Origin of the sequence: Massilia sp. Root351 (genome assembly GCF_001425045.1) — a bacterium.
Lineage (GTDB): Bacteria > Pseudomonadota > Gammaproteobacteria > Burkholderiales > Burkholderiaceae_D > Rugamonas.
Genome location: NZ_LMDJ01000032.1, coordinates 372050 through 391210, shown reverse-complemented (window position 1 = coordinate 391210; position 19161 = coordinate 372050). Strand labels below are relative to the sequence as shown.

Genomic DNA, 19161 nt, shown 5'->3' with positions numbered 1-19161 from the left:
GGCATGTGCGATAAACACCAAGTAAAAGCGGCCCCGGCCGCGCACACCTCGCGCCGGCGCCGCCTGTGGGAGCTGGGCCATGCCTGCCACTGCCCGCTGGTGGGCGTGGGCATGCCACTGGCCGCGCTGCGCAAGCTGGTGGGCAAGATCACCGGCGGCACCGTGGTGGCCGACGACTACGAGGTGCACGTGGGCGTGGTCACCGAATGCGGCGCCCGCAACCGCCTGTCCGAGGCGCTGCAGAAGGAACTGGAACGGCGCTACGCCGGCGTGCTGCTGCGTTTCAAGAACGCCAAGGACACCGAAGCGGTGGCCGCGCTGTGGCGCCTCGCCGTGGCCAACGGCGACGTGGCCGGCGCCTTCTGGGCCGGCCTGACGCACGCGCGCTGCACGCCCGAGCTGGAAGAACAGATGTGCCGCGACCTGCACATGGTGCAGCACCAGGCCGGCGCCTGCGCGCGGGCCGACATCACGCGCTTCCACGCCGTGCTGGAGGAAAACTCGCGCATGACGCGCGAACTGGCGCGGCTGCAACAGCGCAACGCCGCCATGCAACTGGAGCGCAATGCCGAGCTGGACCAGCACGCCAGCCAGCTGATGCAGCTGCGCGCCCAGTTGGTGGGGCGCGACAGCCTGGCCGACTCGCTGCGCCATGAACTGGAGCAGCTGCGCGCCTCGATTCCCGGCCTGGACACGCGCGACCGCCTGGCGCAGCGCCTGAGCCAGGTCGACGAACGTGAGCGCGCCCTGCGCAACCAGGTGGCGGAACTGAAACAGGAACTGACGCGCGCGCAGGCCGCGCTGGCGGCGCAAGCCACGGCGGCAAGCCATGCCGCGCCGCCGGTCCCGGCGGGGCAGCACGGCCACCCGGCGCAGCACCCCATGCCGCACCCGGCCGACGCCGCCTCAGCCGGCGCGCCGGCCCAGCGCGCACCGGGCCTCACCGAGCACGTGGTGCGCATGCCGGAACGGCTGGCCGACCGCAGCATCCTGTGCGTGGGCGGGCGCACCGGCAACGTGGCGACCTACCGCGCGCTGATCGAACGCGTGGGCGCGCAGTTCGCCCACCACGACGGCGGCCTGGAGGACAACGCCAACAAGCTCGAAGCCAGCCTGGCTGCGGCCGACCTGGTGATCTGCCAGACCGGCTGCATCAGCCATAGCGCCTACTGGCGCGTGAAGGACTTCTGCAAGCGCACCGGCAAGCGCTGCGTGTTCATCGACAACCCCAGCATCTCCAGCCTGGCGCGCGGCCTGGAAGAAGCCGACCTGGCATAAAAAAACCCCGCCGGCTTGCGCTGGCGGGGTGTTCTGTCGGAATGGCTCACCGCGCCGGCCGCAGCGCGGCCGGGCGCCACATTAGAAGGTGTAGTTACCGGTCATGTAGAAGGTGCGGCCCATCGGATCGGCATAGCGCGGATCGAAACCAACCTGGTGGCCCGACGAGGCGCGCAGCGAGAACGGCGGGTTGCGGTCGGCGATGTTCTTCACGCCGGCGCGCAGGCCTACCTGCTTGCTCACCTGCCATTTGCCCTGCCAGTCGAACGTCAGGTGCGATGGCACTTCCAGACGGAATTTCTCCAGCTTGTTGGTCGCCACGTTGCGGCTTTCCGCTTCCGCATCGGTGTAGCCGTTGCGGTAGTTGGCCGTCAGCGTGTTCGAGAACTTGCCGGTGTCCAGCGTGGTGGCCAGGCGGATAATGTGGCGGAACGCCACTTTATCGTTGGAGCCGAAGTAGTTCATGCTCGAGGTCCACTCGTTCGAGGTACCCGCCTTGGTGTAGTCGGACTTGATCAGGTAGGTGCCGTTCAGCACGCTGGTCAGGTTGCCGAACGCGAAGCGGTGGCGGTAAGTGGTTTCCCAGTCCACGCCCTGGTTGTGGGTCTGGCCGATGTTGACCGACAGGGTCTTCTTGGCCCAGTAGGTCTGATTGTTGCCCGGATCGACGAAGGTGGTGAACAGGTCACGGAACTTGACCGGATCGGTGAAGATCTGATTCTCGCTCACGCTGGACACCGCGTCGCGCATTTTCACGTCCCACAGGTCGGCCTGCACCGAGAACGACGTGGTCGGCTCGTAGCGGAAGCCCACGGTGAACTGCTTGGATTTCTCCGGTTTCAGGTTCTCATTGCCGCCCGAGATGACGTTGTACTGGCGCTTGCCCACCTGGCAGTAGTCGGCGTTTTCCGCCTTCAGGTTGGCCGGGCAGTCCCACGACGAGGCGGTGAAGCCGGCCGCCACCAGCGGCTGGCCGATATCGAGCATGCTAGGCGCCTTGAAGCCGGTGCCGTAGGAGCCGCGCGCCAGGAAGGTCTGGGTCGGCTGCCAGCGTGCCGACACCTTGTAGGTGCTGGACGATTCCTTCGAGCCCATGTCGCGCTTGGCGAGCGCGTTCTTGACGGCGTTGAAGGTGTCGTAGCGGGCGGCGGCGGTCAGCTCGACGGTCTTGTGCACCGGCGCGGCCAGCTCGGCGAACACGCCGTAGTTGGCGCGCTCCAGGTCGTAGGCCGGCGACGCGCTAAAGCCGAAGATGTCCGAGCTGGTGGCGTTCGGCGTCTGCACGTAATGGTAATTGCGGTAGTCGCCGCCCAGTGCGATCTGGGCCGGACCGCCCGGCAGGGCGAACAGCTCGCGCGACGCGCGGGCGTCGATGCCTTTCAGCGTGGTCGACGCATCGCGGATCGAACCCTTGTAGACCGAGTTGGCGATCAGCTGCTTGGTCGCGTCGGACTGCGCGCCGATGCCCAGGAAGGGGTCGAACAGGTTCTTGGCCAGCATGTCGCGGAATTCCGCGTTTTTCACGTAGCCGCCGACATAGCGCTCATCGATCGCGTTTTGCGACCAGGTCAGGCCGGTGCCGAAGTTCCAGGCGCCGAATTCGCCTTCCGCGCCCAGCACCAGGTTCTTCGAATCGGTGATGGTCTGGCTGTCGCGGGTACCCCAGTCGTAGGTGCGGTAGCTGGCGGTCACGGCCTTGACGTCGGCGTGCTGCGCGGCCGTCATGTAGGGCTTGACGTAGGTGTTGTACATCGCCGAGTTCTTGGCGATCGACACCGACGCGGTGTTCGGGGCGATGCGGGCGGTCAGGTCCAGGCGCGAGTACGCCGCTTCGGCGAACAGGGTCAGGTTGTCGGTGGCCTTGAAGGTGGCTTTGCCGAAGAAACTGTCGCGCTTGTTCTCCGGCACGATTTCAATGGTCTGCACGAAGTCGAAGCCGCAGTTCTGCACCAGCGCGGTGTTGCTCAGCGCCAGCTGGTTCATCGGCGCGCAGCTGCCGTTCTTCTTCTGGTAGGGATTGAAGCCGATCGGCGAGGCGCCGGAGTTGAAGGTGGCCGACACGTTGGCCGGGATGGCTGCCGGGCTGGTGCGGTCGTAGATGTAGTTGTTGCCGTTGTTGCTAAATGGAATGTACGCGGTGTCGGCGAAATCGCGGTCCAGCGCCTTGACCTGCTTGCGCTCGTCATGGCGGAACGAGGCCATCACGTTGAAACGGTCCTTCTCCAGGTCGCCGAAGCCGTAGGTGGCGTTGATGTTCGACTGCGTGCCGGCGCTGCTCTCGCCGGGCTGGCTGTAGGTGGCTTCGATCGAACCGCCCTGCAGGTTTTTCTTCAGGATGAAGTTGATCACGCCGGCGATGGCGTCCGAGCCGTACAGGGCCGAAGCGCCGTCGGTCAGGATCTCCACGCGCTCAACCGCGCTCATCGGGATGGCGTTCAGGTTGATGGTGCTGCCCGAGCCTTGCGGCGCGACGCGGCGGCCATTCAGCAGCACCAGCGTGTAGTCCTCGCCCAGGTCGTGGATGGAGGCGGACACGCGGCCACCGGAGTTGGAGCCGGCGGCAATCGCGTCGATGGTGAAACCTTGCATCGAAGGCAGCGCCTGGATCAGGTCGGCCACGGTGGTGGCGCCGGACTTGGCGATCTGCTCGGACGACAGGCGCTGCACCGGCAGTGCGCCTTCCACGGCGATGCGCTTGATGGCCGAACCGGTGATTTCAACCTTCTGAATTTGCTCTTGAGCAACAGCATTGCCGCCCAAGGTGGCCGCACCAGCCATCACGGCAAATGCCAGACGCACCGAACGCACGCCAATTTTTTCTTTCAAAACCATGCACAACTCCTGTCATCGTGGATCAACGCAAGGGATACGTGCGAAACGCACGTAATTTTTACAAAAAGTTAACCGCCCTGCCCTCGGAAGACCTGATTATGTAATGCAACGGTCATCAACGTCATGGCAAAATCGACAGCAAGATTGCCAAAAAGTTACAGAAAGAGTGAGAATTGGAGATAATTCAGAGCGGCCTCAGCCAAACCAAATTAAGTTCCGCTAATTCCGCCGAAACCGGACCAACTTGTCTTATTTCCACAACGCACGCCGGTGCCGCAGGCATGAAAAAACCCCGCCGGCTCGCGCCGGCGGGGCTCTTGGCTACACCGTCAAGGATTACTTGAAGGCGTATTTCGCGGTGACGCGGAAGTTGCGGCCCATGCCGTTGTGCAGCTGGGTGTTGTAGCCTTCAAACTGCGAGGCGGTGCCGTAGCGCGGGTCGTAAGGAGCTTTGCGGTCCAGAACGTTCTTGATGTTCAGGGACAGGGTCAGGTTCTTCACGCCGGTGTACGAGTAGTTCAGGCCGAAGGTGGTCCAGCTTGCCACTTCGCAGTTCGAGCTGGTGTACTTCGGCAGGCCGCCCAGCTGGTAAGCGGACGATGGCTGGCCGGTGCCGTAGTGGCAGTACGCCACTGGGTACACGTCGGCGTTGTCGTAGCGGCGCAGCAGCGACACGTGATCGACGAAATCGACGATGCCGGTCAGGCTATGCACGCCGTAGCTCCAGTTGGTCGAGAACGAAGCACGGTTGCGCGGATTGTCGCCGGCCGAGATGGCCCAGTCGGACAGGCCGCCATTCGAACCGGCGGTGTTGTGCGCGGTGTCGCCAGGCAACATGGCGCGCTTGTAGGTCGCCAGGTAGCTCCAGTTCAGCGTGCTGCTCAGGCGGCCCCAGTCGCCCAGCGATTGACGCAGGGTAACTTCCAGGTCCACGCCACCGACTTCGGTGCTGCCCTGGTTGATGTAGGAACGGTTCACCTGCAGGATCGGACCGGAGTTCGGCACCACGGTGCCGTTTTCCAGCGTCAGCTGGTTGGCGGCGCTGGTATCGCGCACCACGGTCGCGCCTGGGTACTGGCTCGGGTGGTCCACCACGCCTTGCGCGCTCAGCAGAACGGTTTCGTCACGCAGCTTGATGTTGTAGAAGTCGATCAGCACGTCCAGGTTCTTGGTCGGCTGCAGGATCAGGCCCAGCGACGCGGACTTCGATTTCTCAGGCTTCAGCAGCGGGTTGGCTGCCGACAGGCTGGAGATGCTCTTCGAGCAGTCTGCCGTGGTGGCGTTGCCGATCGGGTGCTGGCCGTCAGGGCAGCGCACGGTGTCGGTCACGGTCTGGAACGACTGCACGCCGCCTGGCGAGACCTGGGTCAGCGCCGGGGCGCGGAAACCACGGGCATAGGTACCGCGCACGGCAAGCTGCTCGCTCACGGTCCACTTGCTGCCGACTTTAGGCACGAAGCTCGACACTGCCGGGTACTTGTCGTAACGGCCGGCGAAGTCCATCTCGAAGTTCTTGAAGAACGGGGTGCGCAGTTCGATGAAGGCGGACTTCACGTTGCGCTGGCCGTCCGCCAGCGAGTTGGCCAGGCCAACGATGTTGCCGGCTTGGGTTTCCTTGTCCGGCGACAGGCCGATTTTCTCCTGGCGCACTTCGCCGCCGAATGCCACGCCGATGTCACCGCCCGGCAGCTTGCCGATGGTGGTCGACGCCTTGGCATCGATCTGCATCACTTGCGAGAAACCGTTGTTCTCCAGGTTGCGGGTCGAGTTCGGATCCGCGATGGTCTGGGCGATGGTGCGGTTTTCCGTCACCAGGCGCTCCACCACTGGGCGGTAGATCATGTTGAAGTAGTGCTCGGTACGCTCGGTGCGGTTCCACAGGGCGCCGGTTTCCCAGTCGAAGATGCCGGTGGTGCCCTTCAGGCCGGCCAGCACGCGGAAGGTTTCGTTGATGTTATCGGTGCCGCCTGGATGACCCATCATGCGGAAGCCGACCGCTGCGCGCGACGGCGTGAAGCCGTTGGCTGCGGTGAACGGATTGTCCGGATGGCCAATCGGCAGGATAGGCTGGAACTGCTGAGCGGCTTTGCCGTCGGCCGAGAACACGGTGACCGACGCGGTGGTCGACACGGTACGCGGCGGACCGGCGTAGGTGCGCTCGGAGCGTGCGTAGGACGCTTCGGCGAACGCGGTCATCGATTCGTTGACCTTGAAGGTGCCGCGCGACAGGATGTTCGCATCCTTGCCCGCACTCTGCACTTCATTGAAGTCGTTCAGGTTGAAGCCGCAGAAGGTGCGGCCCACCAGCACGCTGGTCGCGGTCAGGTTGTGGTCGGCGATGCTGCCCACCAGCTTCTGCGACGGATCGCAGTTGGTGCGGTTGATCACGTCATTGCGCAGCGCGTAAGTGGTGGCGAAGTTCTTGCCGCCCGGGGTGCGCTCGCGGTAGTAGAACGGCTGGTCGGTCAGGCTGCTCGAATACGGGTTCAGGCGGGCCTGGATGTAGCTGTAGGCTGCCTGGTCGATGCCGCCGGTGGCGTCGGCGATCTTGGTCGCGTCGCGCTTGGACAGGTCGAACGAGACGAAGCCGTTGAAGCGGTCCTTGTCCAGGTCGCCGAAACCGATCAGGCCGTTGATGGTCTTGCGGCCGAACTCGCCGTCGCCATTGGCGAACACGCTGGCCGACAGTTCGGCGCCGGTGAAGTCGGTCTTGGTGATGAAGTTGATAACGCCGGCGATCGCGTCGGAACCGTACACGGCCGATGCGCCGTCCTTGAAGATCTCAACGCGTTCGATGGCCGACAGCGGGATCGAATTCAAGTCGTACACTGCCGATTTGCCCTGGTTCGGGTCGGCGTAGGCGGACGAGGCGATACGGCGGCCGTTCAGCAGCACCAGGGTCGAGGACGAACCCAGGCCGCGCAGCGAGGCGGTAGCGGCGCCGCGGGAGAAACCACCGTCGGTCACGTCAACCGAGGAGCCCGAGCCGAAGGCCGGAATCGAGTGCAGCAGCTCGGCCACGGTGTTGGCGCCGGTGGCGGCGATCTGCTTGGCCGACACGGTCTGTACCGGCGACGAGCCTTCCTTGTCGGAACGCTTGATGTTTGAACCCGTCACGAACACCTTGGTGACCGGGGCTTCCGCAGCTTGTTGAGCGATGGCGAACTGGGTCGTGCCCAGCGCCAGGGCAATGGCGAGTACGCCTTGCTTCAGGACTAATTTATTGTTCAAAAGTTTCTCCGCTGTAGAGTTGTGCAAAAACTATGCCGGTCTTTTTTGACCGGTGCCATCTGTACCGAGGGCTTATTCGAAAGATGCAATGTTTTTTCGAAGGAACGATCTGAACATCTGAGTTGATGAATGTCAATGAAGGGGAAACAAAACTGAGATACGGCTCGGATTTACAAAAAGATGCTTTGCGAGCCGTTTTCAGCATAAAAGTCGAATATTGCCAAAATTCAAGAATCTTATTCAGCAAAATCGGCCAAAATTCGCATATTCTCAACAAGATGGCGGAATATGCAGATACATATGATATTTATGCCGAACGCAACGATGTCATAATACAACGTAGTCTTAGTTACATTTCTACAAAAAAACAACAGCCAGTCGGTTCAGCGACGCGCCATTCCAAGGGAAAAATCGCCATCAGCACCGAACAGCGCTCAATAGACGTCGCGCCGGTAACGGCCCTGCTCGGCCAGCCGATCGAGCGCGCGGCGGCCCAGCAACGCCTCCAGCGCCTGATCGACACCGGCCGCCATGCCTTCCAGGCTGCCGCACACGTAGATCGCCGCGCCGTCCGCCAGCCAGGCGTGCAGCTGCTGGGCGCGGGCCGGCAGCAGGTCCTGCACGTAGCGCTGCGGCCCGCCGTCGCGCGACCAGGCCAAATCCAGTGCGGGCAGCTGCCCTGCCGCCTGCCAGGCGGCGATTTCCTCGCGGTAGTGGAAATCATGGGCAAGCTGGCGTTCGCCGAACAGCAGCCAGTTGCGCCCCTGGCCGGACAGGGCGCGCGTGCGCAAATGGCCGCGCAAGCCGGCAATGCCGCTGCCGTTGCCGATCAGGATCAGCGGGCGGCCGGCGTTGGCCTCCAGGCGGAAGCGGCGGTGCTGGCGCAGCCGCAGCTGCACCGTGTCGCCCGGCCGGGCCTGCATGCACAGCCAGCCCGAGGCATGGCCGTGGCTGCCGTCCACGTGCAGGTGCAAGCGCACCAGCAGATGCACCCGGCCGTCGGACGGCACTGACGCAATCGAATATTCGCGCGCGCGGGATGGATCGGACGGCGCCGCCACCTGCACCAGGTCGCCCGACTGCCAGTCGGGCAAGCCCCCCTGCAGCGGCTCCAGCTCGATGTGGAAAATCGGCGCCCCGGCACTGCCGTGGTTGAGCTGGCGGCGCGCGGCCAGGCGCCAGCCATCGAAGGCCGGCGCGCTCCAGTCCGGCGCATCGCTGGTGCCGGCCAGGTGGCTCAATTGCTGGCGCCACGCGGCGATGGCCGGCGCGGCGTTGCAATTGACCTCCACCCGTTCGAACAGGCTGCTGGCGCCCTGCTCCTGCAGCCACCGGTCCAGCGCGCGGCCAAAGCCGCAATAATTAACATAAGACATGTCTCCCAGCGCCAGCACCGCGTAGTGCAATTGCGCCAGCGGCAGGCTGCGCGTCATGATGCGGGCCGCGAAGGCGGCCGCCGCGTCGGGCGCGTCACCCTCGCCGTAGGTGCTGACCAGGAACAGGATGCGCTCGGCGCCCGCCAGGTCCTTTTCCTTCAGCGCCGACAGCTCGCACAAGCGCGCTGGAATGCCCGCCAGGCGCAGGGTTTCCAGCGTCTGGCCGGCCAGTTCCTCCGCGCTGCCGGTCTGGCTGGCATAGGCCACGATCCAGCCCGGCGCCCGCGCGGCCGCGGCGTCGCCGGCCGCGTGCGCCCGGCGCTTGCGGCGCTGGCGCAGCCAGGGCGCCAGGCACACCAGGCCGTAGCTGATGAAACAGGCCGCGGTCAGGGCCAGGCGCAGGGGATCGTTGGTCAGTATCATTGCGTGGTTCTATTCATCATCCAGCATGCCGCGCATCTGGCTGCTCAGGTATTCGGTATAGCCTTCGGTTTCGGCGCCGCCATCATGGCCGTGCGGCCCGGACCGCAGCACGAACCGGGCCGCCAGGCCCTGCCGTTCGGCCAGCGCCAGGCCCTGCTCCGGCCCCAGCACCGTCAGCGCGGTGGACCAGGCGTCGGCCGCCATGCAGTGTGGGTGCACCACGGTGACGGAGGCCAGCCGGTTAGTGATCGGCGCCGCGCTGCGCGGGTCGATGGTGTGGGCGAAGCGCTCGCCGCCTTGCAGGAAATAGCGCCGGTAGTCGCCCGAGGTGGCCACCGACAAACCGTGCAGCGCCAGCGCGATTTCGTCCATCCTCGCACCCGCCATCGCGCCGCCCGGCGCGGCGGGCGGCTGCTCCAGCGCCACCCACCACGGCTGGCCGTCCGGCTTCAGGCCTGCGCCGCGCAGTTCGCCGCCTACCTCCACCAGGAAGTGCTGCAAGCCATGCGCAGTCAGGCAATGCGCCAGGCGGTCCACGCTGTAGCCCTTGGCCACGGCCGACAAGTCGAGCTGGACGCCGCCGGGCTGATAGGCCCGCCCGCCGCCCGCCCGCGCAGTACCCGGCACCTCGGGCGGGGGCGCCAGCAGCAGCCGCTGCGCCGCGCGCGCGGCGCGCAGTTCTGCGATGCGCGCCGCGCTCGGCGCAACAAAGCCGGGCTGGTCGTGCCGGCCGCTGGGGCCGAAGCCCCAGGCGTTAACGATGGCGCCGGCGCACGGATCGTAAGCCCCGCCGGACAGGTGCGCCACCTGCATGGCAAACGACAGCACATCGAAGCATGCCGGCGGCAGTGGCAGCCAGCTGCCGGGCGGGGCGCGGTTGTAGCGCCCCAGGTCCGACTCGGCCTCCCAGTGGCTCATTTCGGCCACCACGCTGTCGAGCTGTTGCTGCAGCGATGCCTGGAGTTGCTGCGGCACTGCCGCGCCCGCAACCAGAACGGTCCAGCTGGTGCCCATGCTCAGGCCGCCAAGCCGGTGGACGGCACTGCCCCTGGGTGGCGCCACCTCGGAAATCTGCTGCGGTAAAAGGATGCGGCGCATAGGAAAACGGCGGCCCGAGGCCGCCACAAAATAAGGCAAGCTGAGCCGCATCCCCCCCACTTCGGGGTCAGACCCCGAAGTGGGGGGATGCGGCTCAGGCCGGTTGGGCTTACTGTGGCAGCACTTCCACGGTGGCGCCGTAGGTGGCGCGGCGCGGCGGCATTTGCGGCGGCTGGCCGGGCGCCGGTGCGGCGGCGGCTGGCCAGCTGGCGGTCACCAGGTACATATTGGCTTCCGGCAGCGTGAACGTGATCTCCCCCTTGGCGTCGGTAACGTGGCGCACTTCGCCCAGCGTGCCGCGGTATTTCACGCCGCCGGGGATCAGGCTGAATGCCTGGTTGGCCGCCGGCTTGCCGTCCAGCAGGAAACGCCAGGTGGCCTTCTCGCCCGCGCGCAGGTCGTTCGGGTGCGTCACCGGCACCATTTCCAGGCCCACGCCGCTAGGCTTGAACACGGCCATGTCGGTCGAATTGGCCGACACGAACGTCTCCAGGCGGCTGGCGGTGCGGGTCAGCTTGACTTCCTGCGCATCGGCCGGCACGTCCTTGGCCAGGGTGTCTTCCGTGCCGCGGAAACGCTTCATCTCGCCGTTCAGCTTGTAGCTGCCGGAGACGTTCTGCTGCACCATGGCGATACGGTAGGTGCCGGGCTTGCCCATCTTCACGTCGAAGGTGCTGCGCAGGCGGCCGGTGCTGGCGTTCTGCAAGTCCACCTTGGCGCCGTCCGGGCCGGTCACCACGATGGCGTCCAGTTTCAGCGGCACGTGGTCGATGTCGAACAAGCCTTCGGAGATGGCGGCGTCCACCGTCACCCACGGCTCTTTCGCGTCCACCAGCGAGGACGACGGCAGCAGCCACGGCTTGTGGGCGGAGGCGTTCAGGGCCAGGCCGGCCAGCGCGGCGGCCAACAACAATTTGCTAGGTTTCATGGAGCGGTCTCTTATTATTTGAGTTGAACGGCAACAGTGCCGACTTCTTCCTTGCCCTTGGTGCTGGCCACTTGCGCCGGCTTCAGCGGCCAGGTCAGCGGCACCTTCACCACTTCGCGGCCGCCCGCTTCGCGCGACACTTCCACCAGCAGGTGGTACTGGCCGGCCGGCAGCTTGTCCAGGCCGTCCTTCGACAGCGGGAAATTCAGCGTGTGTTCGCCCGGCGACTTGGTCGCGCCGCTCACGCCGTCCATCGGCATGGCCAGGTCGCGGCCGCTCTTGCGCCACCACTGGCGCATGTCCTTGAGCCACTTGGTGCCGGCGTTGTCCTTCTTCTTGGTGTCGTACAGCACGGCCAGGTTGGCCACCACTTTCTGGTCCGCGTTTTCCAGCCACGCCGCAATGTACGGGCGGTGGTATTCAGCCACGTTCAGTTGCGGGATTTCCAGCTTGAGTGCCAGGTCGGCCGCCATGGCCTGGGCGCTGAGCAGGGGAATGGCGGCAGCGATGGAGTAGCGTAATTTCATGGGGTGCCCTTATTTCTTATTAGTGGATGAACAGCAGTGCGATGACAAAAGGAATCAGGATGCCCAGTCCGACCATCGGCCAGGTAAACGGCCGGTTGGCGGCGTGGAATTTCAGGATCAGCAGGCCGGTGATGCAAAACACCAGGCAGGCGCCGGCGAAAATGTCGATAAACCAGTTCCACGCCGCGCCGGTATTGCGGCCCTTGTGGACATCGTTCAGCCAGGACACCCAGCCACGGTCGGTATTCTCGAATTCGGCGGCCCCGTCCTCCAGGCCGATGCGCACCCACGCGTCGCCGCCGGCCTTGGGCAGCGGCAGGTAGACCTCGTCCACCGACCATTCGGCGCTGCGTCCGCCCGCCTTGACCGACCAGGTGTCGCGCAGCCAGCGTTCGGCGGCGGCGGGCAGCGGCGCTTTTTCGCCGTCGTTGGCCTCGGCGAACTTTTTCAGCTCGGCCGTGAGCGCGGCGGGCGCCTCGGCCTGCTTGCGCACCACGCTGGGCTTGGCTTCGATCTGAGACGCGTGGTTTAGCGTGATGCCGGTAATGCTGAACAAGAACATGCCCAGCAGGCACAGTGCGGAGCTGATCCAATGCCATTGGTGCAGGTTCTTCAGCCACAAGGCTCGGCCGGCATTGGAGGGTGCGCTCACTGTATGCTTTCATGATAGTGACTGGAGAGACTGAGAATGATAATGATTATCATTTGCGGAGTCAATCACGACAATGAACTTGTTACATTACGATATGTTCCTTTGCACTCTGGTTACACACGCCAAGCGGTTGCCCAAAAAAGAACTGCCTGGCTCCGGTGCACCGGAGCCAGGCAGGGCTAAGTATGAATCAGGATATTCTTGAAACGGCTTTGCTGGTCAGACTTGCCGTTAGCGGTTACCGCCGGAGCCGCCACGCGAGCCGCCCTGGTTGCTGCTGCCCTCGTTGCCGCCGCCAGCGCCGCTACGCGAACTGCCCGAGCTGCTTTGGCTGCTCTGGTCGTTCTTGTGGCTCATGCTGCCAGCGCGGCGGGCCTCTTCCGAAGTAAACTCGTGGGCGGTGCCTTTTTCGTGAGCAGCGCGGCCGCCTTCGGCTGCGATTTCACGCTGGCGCTCCGGATCCATCGACGCGAAACCGCGGTTGCTGGTGTCGCCGCTTTGCTTGCTCGATTGCGAGCTGCTTTGTTTGCTACCCTGGCTAGCGCCCTGGTTGCTGGCCTGCGAGCCTTTGTTGTCCTGATCCTTGCCTTGATTCGATGAAGCCATGATAGTCTCCTTGAAATGGATAGGGAAACTCATGGTAGTGCAATGATTTGGCAGCGCACATAGGACGCATGCAGCACACCCTGTAGGAACTGTCCCGCATTTCGTGACTGAGTTTTTCTTACCTTCCAACGGTCAATTTTGCGTGCGCCAGCACCATGTCGCCAGCCACCAGGAACACCCGTTCGCCGGCAGCGGGCCGCACCGCGTGCCCGCCGGTAAAGGCGCCAAATGACGGCAGCACGGCGCGCTGTTCGCCTATCAGGAAGCAAGGCAGGCGCAGCGCGTCGCCGCGCGCGGCCAGGTGGAACACCGGATGCACATGGCCGGCCAGCACATAGCCCGGTGCGGCTGGCTCGGCCAACTCGGGATGGTGGCAGAACGCAAACGGCGCCAGCCAGTGCGGCTCGTCGACCAGCTCGATGCCCAATTGCGGCGGCGGGTCACCCGCGCGCAAATCGTGGTTGCCGCGCACCAGCGTCAGGCGCAGCGCCGGACGCCGCGTCCGCCACTCGGACAGCACGGCCAAGGTGGCAGGCGCATGCGCAGACCTGGCGTGCAGGAAGTCGCCCAGGAACATCACGTGCGCCACATCGTGCGCAGCCAGCAGCAGGTCCAGCAGCGCAAGGTTTTCCGTCGTGGTGCCGCGCGGGACCGGCACGCCCAGGGCACGGAACGATGCAGCCTTGCCGAAATGGATATCGGCCACCGCCAGCAGACGCATGCGCGGCCAGTACAGCGCCTTCTGCGGCAGCAGCAGCACCTGCTCGCCGGCCAGCTCGACGGCGCAAGCACCTTCTGGGACGGCCAGCGAGGCCCACCCGCCGCTCATGGTCCGGCCGCCTTTTCCAGTTCGCGCAGCATGCGCGCCACGCGGTCCGACAACTTCTCGGTGGAGAGCTTTTCGCGGAAGCGCTCCACCATCAGCGCGAAGCCGAGCGGCGTGGCGCGCGGCACGGCGTGGAAGGACACGCTGCGCCGCTGCAGTTCCAGCAAGGTCTCCCGCAGCCGCTGCAGCTCCAGTTCCTGTTCCAGCACTTCGCGCTGCGCCTGCGTGAGCAGCAGGTTGCCCGCGTCGTGCTTGCGGAAGACTTCGAAAAACAGCGAGGACGAGGCCTGCAGCTGGCGCGCGCTTTTCGGCTGGCCGGGATAACCCTGGAATACCAGCCCGGCGATGCGCGCGATCTCGCGGAAGCGGCGCTGCGACAGCTCCGACGCGTTCAGGCTGGCCAGCACATCCTCCAGCAGATGGTCCGTGCAGAACAGCGGCGTGTCCTTGCCCTCAGCGGCGCCGAACACGCTCTGCCAGTCCGGCGCGCCCGCGTCCGCCCCCTCCTGCGCCAGCAACTCGAAGCCGTAGTCGTTGACCGCGATCGAGAACGTGGCAGGCTGCCGCCGCGCCACGCGCCAGGCCAGCAGCGAGGCCAGGCCGATGTGCACGGCGCGCCCGGCGAAGGGATAGATGAACAGGTGCCTGCCTTCGCGGCTGTGCATGGTCTCGACCACGGTGCGTTCCGGCGTGGGCAAGGCGGACCAGCGCTGCTGCACTGCCAGCAGCGGGCGCACGGCTTGCATTTCCGGGCCTTCATAGCGGCCCAGCGTGGCGTGGCGCATCTGCTCCAGCACCGCGTGCGCCAGTTCGGACGACAGCGGCATCTTGCCGCCTTGCCAGCGCGGCACCGCGCCCTTGCCGCCGGTGGCGCGCTTCACGTAGGCCGTCATTTCATGGACCCGCACGAATTCCAGGATGCGCCCGCCGAACAGGAAGTGGTCGCCCTTGTGCAGCCGCGAGATGAACGACTCCTCCACCGTGCCGATCCGCCCGCCGCTCATGAACTTCACCTGGATGCTGGCCTCGGAAACGATGGTGCCGATGCCCATGCGGTGGCGGCGCGCGATGGCCGCGTCCGGCACGCGGTACACGCCTTCCTCGTCCTGCAGCACGCGGCGGTACTCGGGATAAACCGTCAGGCTCTGGCCGCCGCGCGCCACGAAGTCCAGCGCCCATTGCCATTCGTCTTCCGTCAGCGCGCGGTAGGACCAGGCGCTGCGCACTTCGGCCAGCAGTTCGGCCGAACGGAAACCGCCGCCCGCCGCCACGGTGACCAGGTGCTGCACCAGCACGTCGAGCGGCTTGTCCGGTGCCACGCGCGACTCGATCTGGCGCGCCGCCACGGCCCGCCTGGCGCCGGCCGCCTCCAGCAGTTCCAGGCTGTGCGTGGGCACCAGCGTGATGCGCGAGGCGCGGCCGGGCGCATGGCCGGAACGTCCCGCGCGCTGCAGCAGGCGCGCCACGCCTTTGGCGCTGCCGATCTGCAGCACGCGTTCCACCGGCAGGAAGTCCACGCCGAGATCGAGGCTGGAAGTGCAGACCACGGCCTTCAGCGCACCGCTCTTCAGGCCCTGCTCCACCCATTCGCGCACCTCCCGGTCCAGCGAGCCGTGATGCAGCGCGATCAGGCCGGCCCAGTCGGGGCGGGCGTCCAGCAGGTTCTGGTACCACAGCTCGGACTGCGAGCGCGTGTTGGTAAACACCAGCGTAGTGGCGTGCTGCTCGATCTCGGCGATCACCGGCTGCAGCATCTGGATGCCAAGATGGCCGGCCCACGGAAAGCGCGACGGCTGGTCGGGGATCAGCGTATCGATGACGAGGTCCTTGCGCAGCCGGCCTTCCACGACAACGCCGCGGCCCTCGCCGAGCAGCACCTCCCTGGCGCGGCCCAGGTTGCCCAGCGTGGCGGACAGGCCCCACACCACCAGGCCGGCGTTCCATTGCCGCAGCCGTGCCAGCGCAAGCTGGACCTGCACGCCGCGCTTGTTGCCCATCAGTTCGTGCCACTCGTCGACCACCACCATGTCCAGCAGCGCGAACTGTTCGGCGGCGTCCGGCTTGCTGAGCATGAGGGTCAGACTCTCGGGCGTGGTGACCAGTGCGTCGGGCAGCCGCTTGGCCTGGCGCGCGCGCTGGCTGGACGTGGTGTCGCCGGTGCGGGCGCCGATTTCCCAGCCGGGGGCCAGTTCGGCGGCCGACGATTGCAGCGCGCGCAGCGTATCGGCGGCCAGCGCGCGCATCGGGGTGATCCACAGCACGCGCAGGCCGGCCTTGCGGCGCAGCCGCGCACCCGGGAAGACGCCTGCCCCCACGCTGCCGCCTGCGCGCAGCAAGGCGGCGAACCAGACCGCGTAGGTCTTGCCGGAACCGGTGGTGGCGTGCAGCAGGCCGGAGTCGCCGGCCAGCGCGGTGCGCCAGACTTCGCGCTGGAACGGGAACACGCTCCAGCCGCGCTGTGCAAACCAGGCATCGATGTCGGCAGGCGCAGCGGCAATGGCGGCAACAGCAGCCGGGCCGGCGCGGCGGGTAGGCGCCGCCCCCGCACTTGCGGCGGGTGCCTGGCCGGAGAAGGACGCTGGCCCCGCCGCTGCGGCGGCATCGGCCACGGCAGGGGGCGCAGCGGCGGCGCTGCGACGTGGGGGCAGGCGCCGGGGGCGCGGGGCGTTCATGCGGGGCCGCTGCCGCCGAGCAAGCCCTTGAGCGTTTCCAGCGTGTCGGCGTCGTCGATGGTCTTATCGTCGCGGCGGCGCAGGATACGGGGGAAGCGTACCGCGATGCCGGACTTGTGGCGCGGCGACAGCGCAATGCCTTCAAAGCCGATCTCGAACACCATGCTGGGCTTGACGCTGCGCACCGGCCCGAACTTTTCTATCGTGGTGCGCCGGATCGCATTGTCCACCTGCGCGATCTCGGCGTCCGTCAGGCCGGAGTACGCCTTGGCGAACGGCACCAGCTGGCGTGCGCCGTCCGCGCCGCCCTCGCCGTCCCACACGGCAAAGGTGTAGTCGGTGTACAGCGAGGCCCGGCGCCCGTGGCCGGCCTGCGCGTAGATCAACACCGCGTCCACCGAGTACGGGTCGATCTTCCACTTCCACCACGTGCCGATATCCTTGGTGCGCCCCACGCCGTACTGCGCCGCCGCAGCCTTCAGCATCAGTCCCTCCACGCCCCGCGCGCGCGACTCGGCGCGCATCCGCGCCAGTTCTTCCCAGCTGGCGGCCTGCACCAGCGGCGACAGGCGCAGCTGCGGCAGGTCCAGCCGCGCCACCAGCTGCTCGAGCAGCGCGCGCCGCTGGCGCTGCGGCTGGCCGCGCAAATCGGCGCCGTCCAGTTCCAGCAGGTCGTAGGCCACCAGCACCGCCGGCAGCTCGCCCTGCATGCGCGCCGACACGGTCTTGCGCGTGATGCGCTTTTGCAGTTCGGCGAAGGGCGCCGGGGCCAGCGCGGGCGCGCCGGCGGCGCCGCGCCAGATCAGGATTTCGCCGTCGAGCACCGTGCCTTCGGGCAGGCGCAGCGCGGCCAGTTCGGGGAAGCGGTCGGTGATCAAGTCCTCGCCGCGCGACCACAGCCAGTTCTTGCCCTCCCGGCTCACCAGCTGCGCGCGCATGCCGTCGTACTTCCATTCCACCTGCCAGTCCTCCAGCGCCCCGAGCGACTCGGGCGCCGCCTGGAGCTGGTGTGCCAGGAAGAAGGGATAGGGCTGGCCGCCGCGCTGCGCGTGCTCGTCGGCCGACTGCGCGCTCACCAGTTGCAAAAAGCCTTGTGCCGTGGGGCTGACACGGCCATCGGTCCAGCCCATCAGCCGCTGCGCCACCAGCTTGCTGTCCACCGACGCGATGGCGCTCAGCGCGCGCGTCACCAGCAGGCGCGAGACGCCGACTCGGAAGCCGCCGCCTATCAGCTTGGCCAGCAGGAAGCGCTCGCGCGTTTCCAGTTCGTCCCAATAGCCGAACAGCGCGTCGCGGATGGTCTCGGGCGCCGCGCCGCGCAGGGGCGCGATGCGCTGCTCCACCCATTCGGCCAGCCCCACGTCGCTGCGCCGGCGCGGCGCAGGCAGGATATGGGCGATGGTCTCGGCCAGGTCCCCCACCGCGTGGTAGCACTCGTCGAACAGCCACTCGTCCAGCCCCGCAAACTCGGTGGCGTACTGCCGCAGCAGCTTCACCGGCACCGCCTGGCGCGGCTTGCCGCCGGCCAGGAAGTACACCGCCCACGCGGCGTTCTGCGGCGCCGCGCTGCCGAAATAGGCTTGCAGCGCCTCCAGCTTGCGGCTGGTGGCGGTGGTCTCGTCCAGTTCGGCGTACAAGCGGGCAAATTCACGCATGCGCGGCCTCCGTCCCCGTGCTCTCTGCCAGCGCCGCCGCGCCGGCATCCTCCGCCTCGTCGTCGCCGTACTCGGTATCGAAGCCGCTGGCCTCCAGGCCGTTCTGGCACAGCCAGCGCACCATCACCGGTATCGAACCGTGCGTGACAATCACGCGCTGCGCGCCGGTGGCCCTGATGGCGGACATCAGCCCGGGCCAGTCCGCGTGGTCCGACAGCACGAAGCCGCGGTCCACGCCGCGCCGCCGGCGCGCGCCGCGCAGCAGCATCCAGCCGCTGGCGAAGGCGTCGCTGTAGTCGCCGAAGCGCTTGATCCACGGCGAGCCGGCCGCCGACGGCGGCGCCAGCACGATGGAACGCCGGATTTCCGCCTTGGCCACCTCGCTCACCATGCGTGTTTCCGGCAGCGCCACGCCGGCTTCGCGGTAGACCCGGTTCAGCGGTTCCACCGCGCCGTGGCAAATGATGGTGCCGATGGACGGATCGAGTCCGCTCAGCATGCGCTGCGCCTTGCCGAAGGAGTAGCCCAGCAGCACGCTGGCCCTGCCTTGCTCCGCGTTGCGCGCCCACCAGCCGTTGATGTCGGCATAGACCTCTTCCTGCAGCTGCCAACGGTAGATCGGCAAGCCGAAGGTGGACTCCGTGATGAAGGTGTCGCAGCGCACCGGTTCGAACGGCGCGCATGTGGCATCGGCTTCCACCTTGTAGTCGCCGGAGGCCACCCACACTTCGCCGCGATGTTCCATGCGCACCTGCGCCGAGCCCAGCACGTGCCCGGCCGGATGCAGCGAGATGTGCACGCCGTTGTGCACCACCTGGACGCCGTACTCCAGGCCCTGGATATTGATGGCGCCCAGGCGCGACTTGAGGATGTTGACGCCGGACGCAGCGGCCAGGTAGTGGCCATGGCCGATGCGCGCATGATCGGCATGCGCGTGCGTGATGACGGCCCTGGCCACCGGCCGCCAGGGGTCGATGTAGAAGTCGCCGGGCACACAGTACAGCCCTTCCTTGCGGACCACCACCATATCGGACATGCCACGCTCCTGTAACGGAAT

The 19161-nt window shown here is 66.5% G+C and carries 13 protein-coding genes; 1 reads left to right on the top strand and 12 read right to left on the bottom strand.

Features of this window, described 5'->3' with window-relative positions; genetic code table 11:
* Positions 1-3: 3 nt before the first annotated feature.
* Complete coding sequence (locus ASD15_RS24645; protein ID WP_057157677.1) at positions 4-1278, top strand: DUF2325 domain-containing protein; 1275 nt, start codon at positions 4-6, stop codon at positions 1276-1278.
* An 81-nt stretch (positions 1279-1359) separates the two neighbouring features.
* On the opposite strand, the gene ASD15_RS24640 is transcribed toward ASD15_RS24645, so the two are convergent.
* The 12 genes from ASD15_RS24640 to ASD15_RS24585 form a co-directional block, all read right to left on the bottom strand.
* The gene (locus tag ASD15_RS24640; RefSeq protein ID WP_057157676.1) at positions 1360-4110 is read right to left on the bottom strand and encodes a TonB-dependent siderophore receptor; all 2751 of its coding nucleotides are present in this window, start codon (positions 4108-4110) and stop codon (positions 1360-1362) included.
* Between the two features lie 336 nt (positions 4111-4446).
* Positions 4447-7341 carry a TonB-dependent receptor domain-containing protein gene (locus ASD15_RS24635; protein WP_057157675.1) on the bottom strand — a complete coding sequence of 965 codons (2895 nt, stop codon included), beginning with the start codon at positions 7339-7341 and terminating at the stop codon, positions 4447-4449.
* A 434-nt stretch (positions 7342-7775) separates the two neighbouring features.
* The gene (locus ASD15_RS24630; RefSeq protein ID WP_057157674.1) at positions 7776-9140 is read right to left on the bottom strand and encodes a sulfite reductase subunit alpha; all 1365 of its coding nucleotides are present in this window, start codon (positions 9138-9140) and stop codon (positions 7776-7778) included.
* A 9-nt stretch (positions 9141-9149) separates the two neighbouring features.
* Positions 9150-10238, bottom strand: coding sequence for an FAD:protein FMN transferase (locus ASD15_RS24625; protein ID WP_057157673.1), 1089 nt, complete (start codon positions 10236-10238; stop codon positions 9150-9152).
* A gap of 109 nt (positions 10239-10347) precedes the next feature.
* Complete coding sequence (locus ASD15_RS24620; protein WP_057157672.1) at positions 10348-11166, bottom strand: DUF4198 domain-containing protein; 819 nt, start codon at positions 11164-11166, stop codon at positions 10348-10350.
* Positions 11167-11180: 14 nt separating this feature from the next.
* Positions 11181-11693: a DUF2271 domain-containing protein gene (locus ASD15_RS24615; protein ID WP_057157671.1), complete on the bottom strand. Its 513-nt coding sequence runs from the start codon at positions 11691-11693 to the stop codon at positions 11181-11183.
* A gap of 19 nt (positions 11694-11712) precedes the next feature.
* Positions 11713-12345 (bottom strand): PepSY-associated TM helix domain-containing protein, encoded by a 633-nt coding sequence (locus tag ASD15_RS24610; protein WP_057157670.1) that lies wholly within the window; start codon positions 12343-12345, stop codon positions 11713-11715.
* A 231-nt stretch (positions 12346-12576) separates the two neighbouring features.
* Positions 12577-12951, bottom strand: a complete 375-nt coding sequence (locus ASD15_RS24605) for a KGG domain-containing protein (RefSeq protein WP_057157669.1) — start codon at positions 12949-12951, stop codon at positions 12577-12579.
* A 118-nt stretch (positions 12952-13069) separates the two neighbouring features.
* On the bottom strand, positions 13070-13780 hold the full coding sequence (pdeM, locus tag ASD15_RS24600; RefSeq protein ID WP_057157668.1) for a ligase-associated DNA damage response endonuclease PdeM: 711 nt from the start codon (positions 13778-13780) through the stop codon (positions 13070-13072).
* On the bottom strand, positions 13777-16449 hold the full coding sequence (locus tag ASD15_RS24595) for a ligase-associated DNA damage response DEXH box helicase (protein ID WP_082552122.1): 2673 nt from the start codon (positions 16447-16449) through the stop codon (positions 13777-13779). Before ASD15_RS24595 ends, pdeM begins: the two co-directional genes overlap by 4 nt.
* Complete coding sequence (locus tag ASD15_RS24590) at positions 16446-18104, bottom strand: ATP-dependent DNA ligase (protein ID WP_057157667.1); 1659 nt, start codon at positions 18102-18104, stop codon at positions 16446-16448. Before ASD15_RS24590 ends, ASD15_RS24595 begins: the two co-directional genes overlap by 4 nt.
* Entirely contained in the window at positions 18097-19140 is a 1044-nt protein-coding gene (locus tag ASD15_RS24585; RefSeq protein ID WP_057157666.1) for a ligase-associated DNA damage response exonuclease, read from the bottom strand. The genes ASD15_RS24590 and ASD15_RS24585 overlap by 8 nt, the downstream gene beginning before the upstream one ends.
* Between the last annotated feature and the right edge of the window lie 21 nt (positions 19141-19161).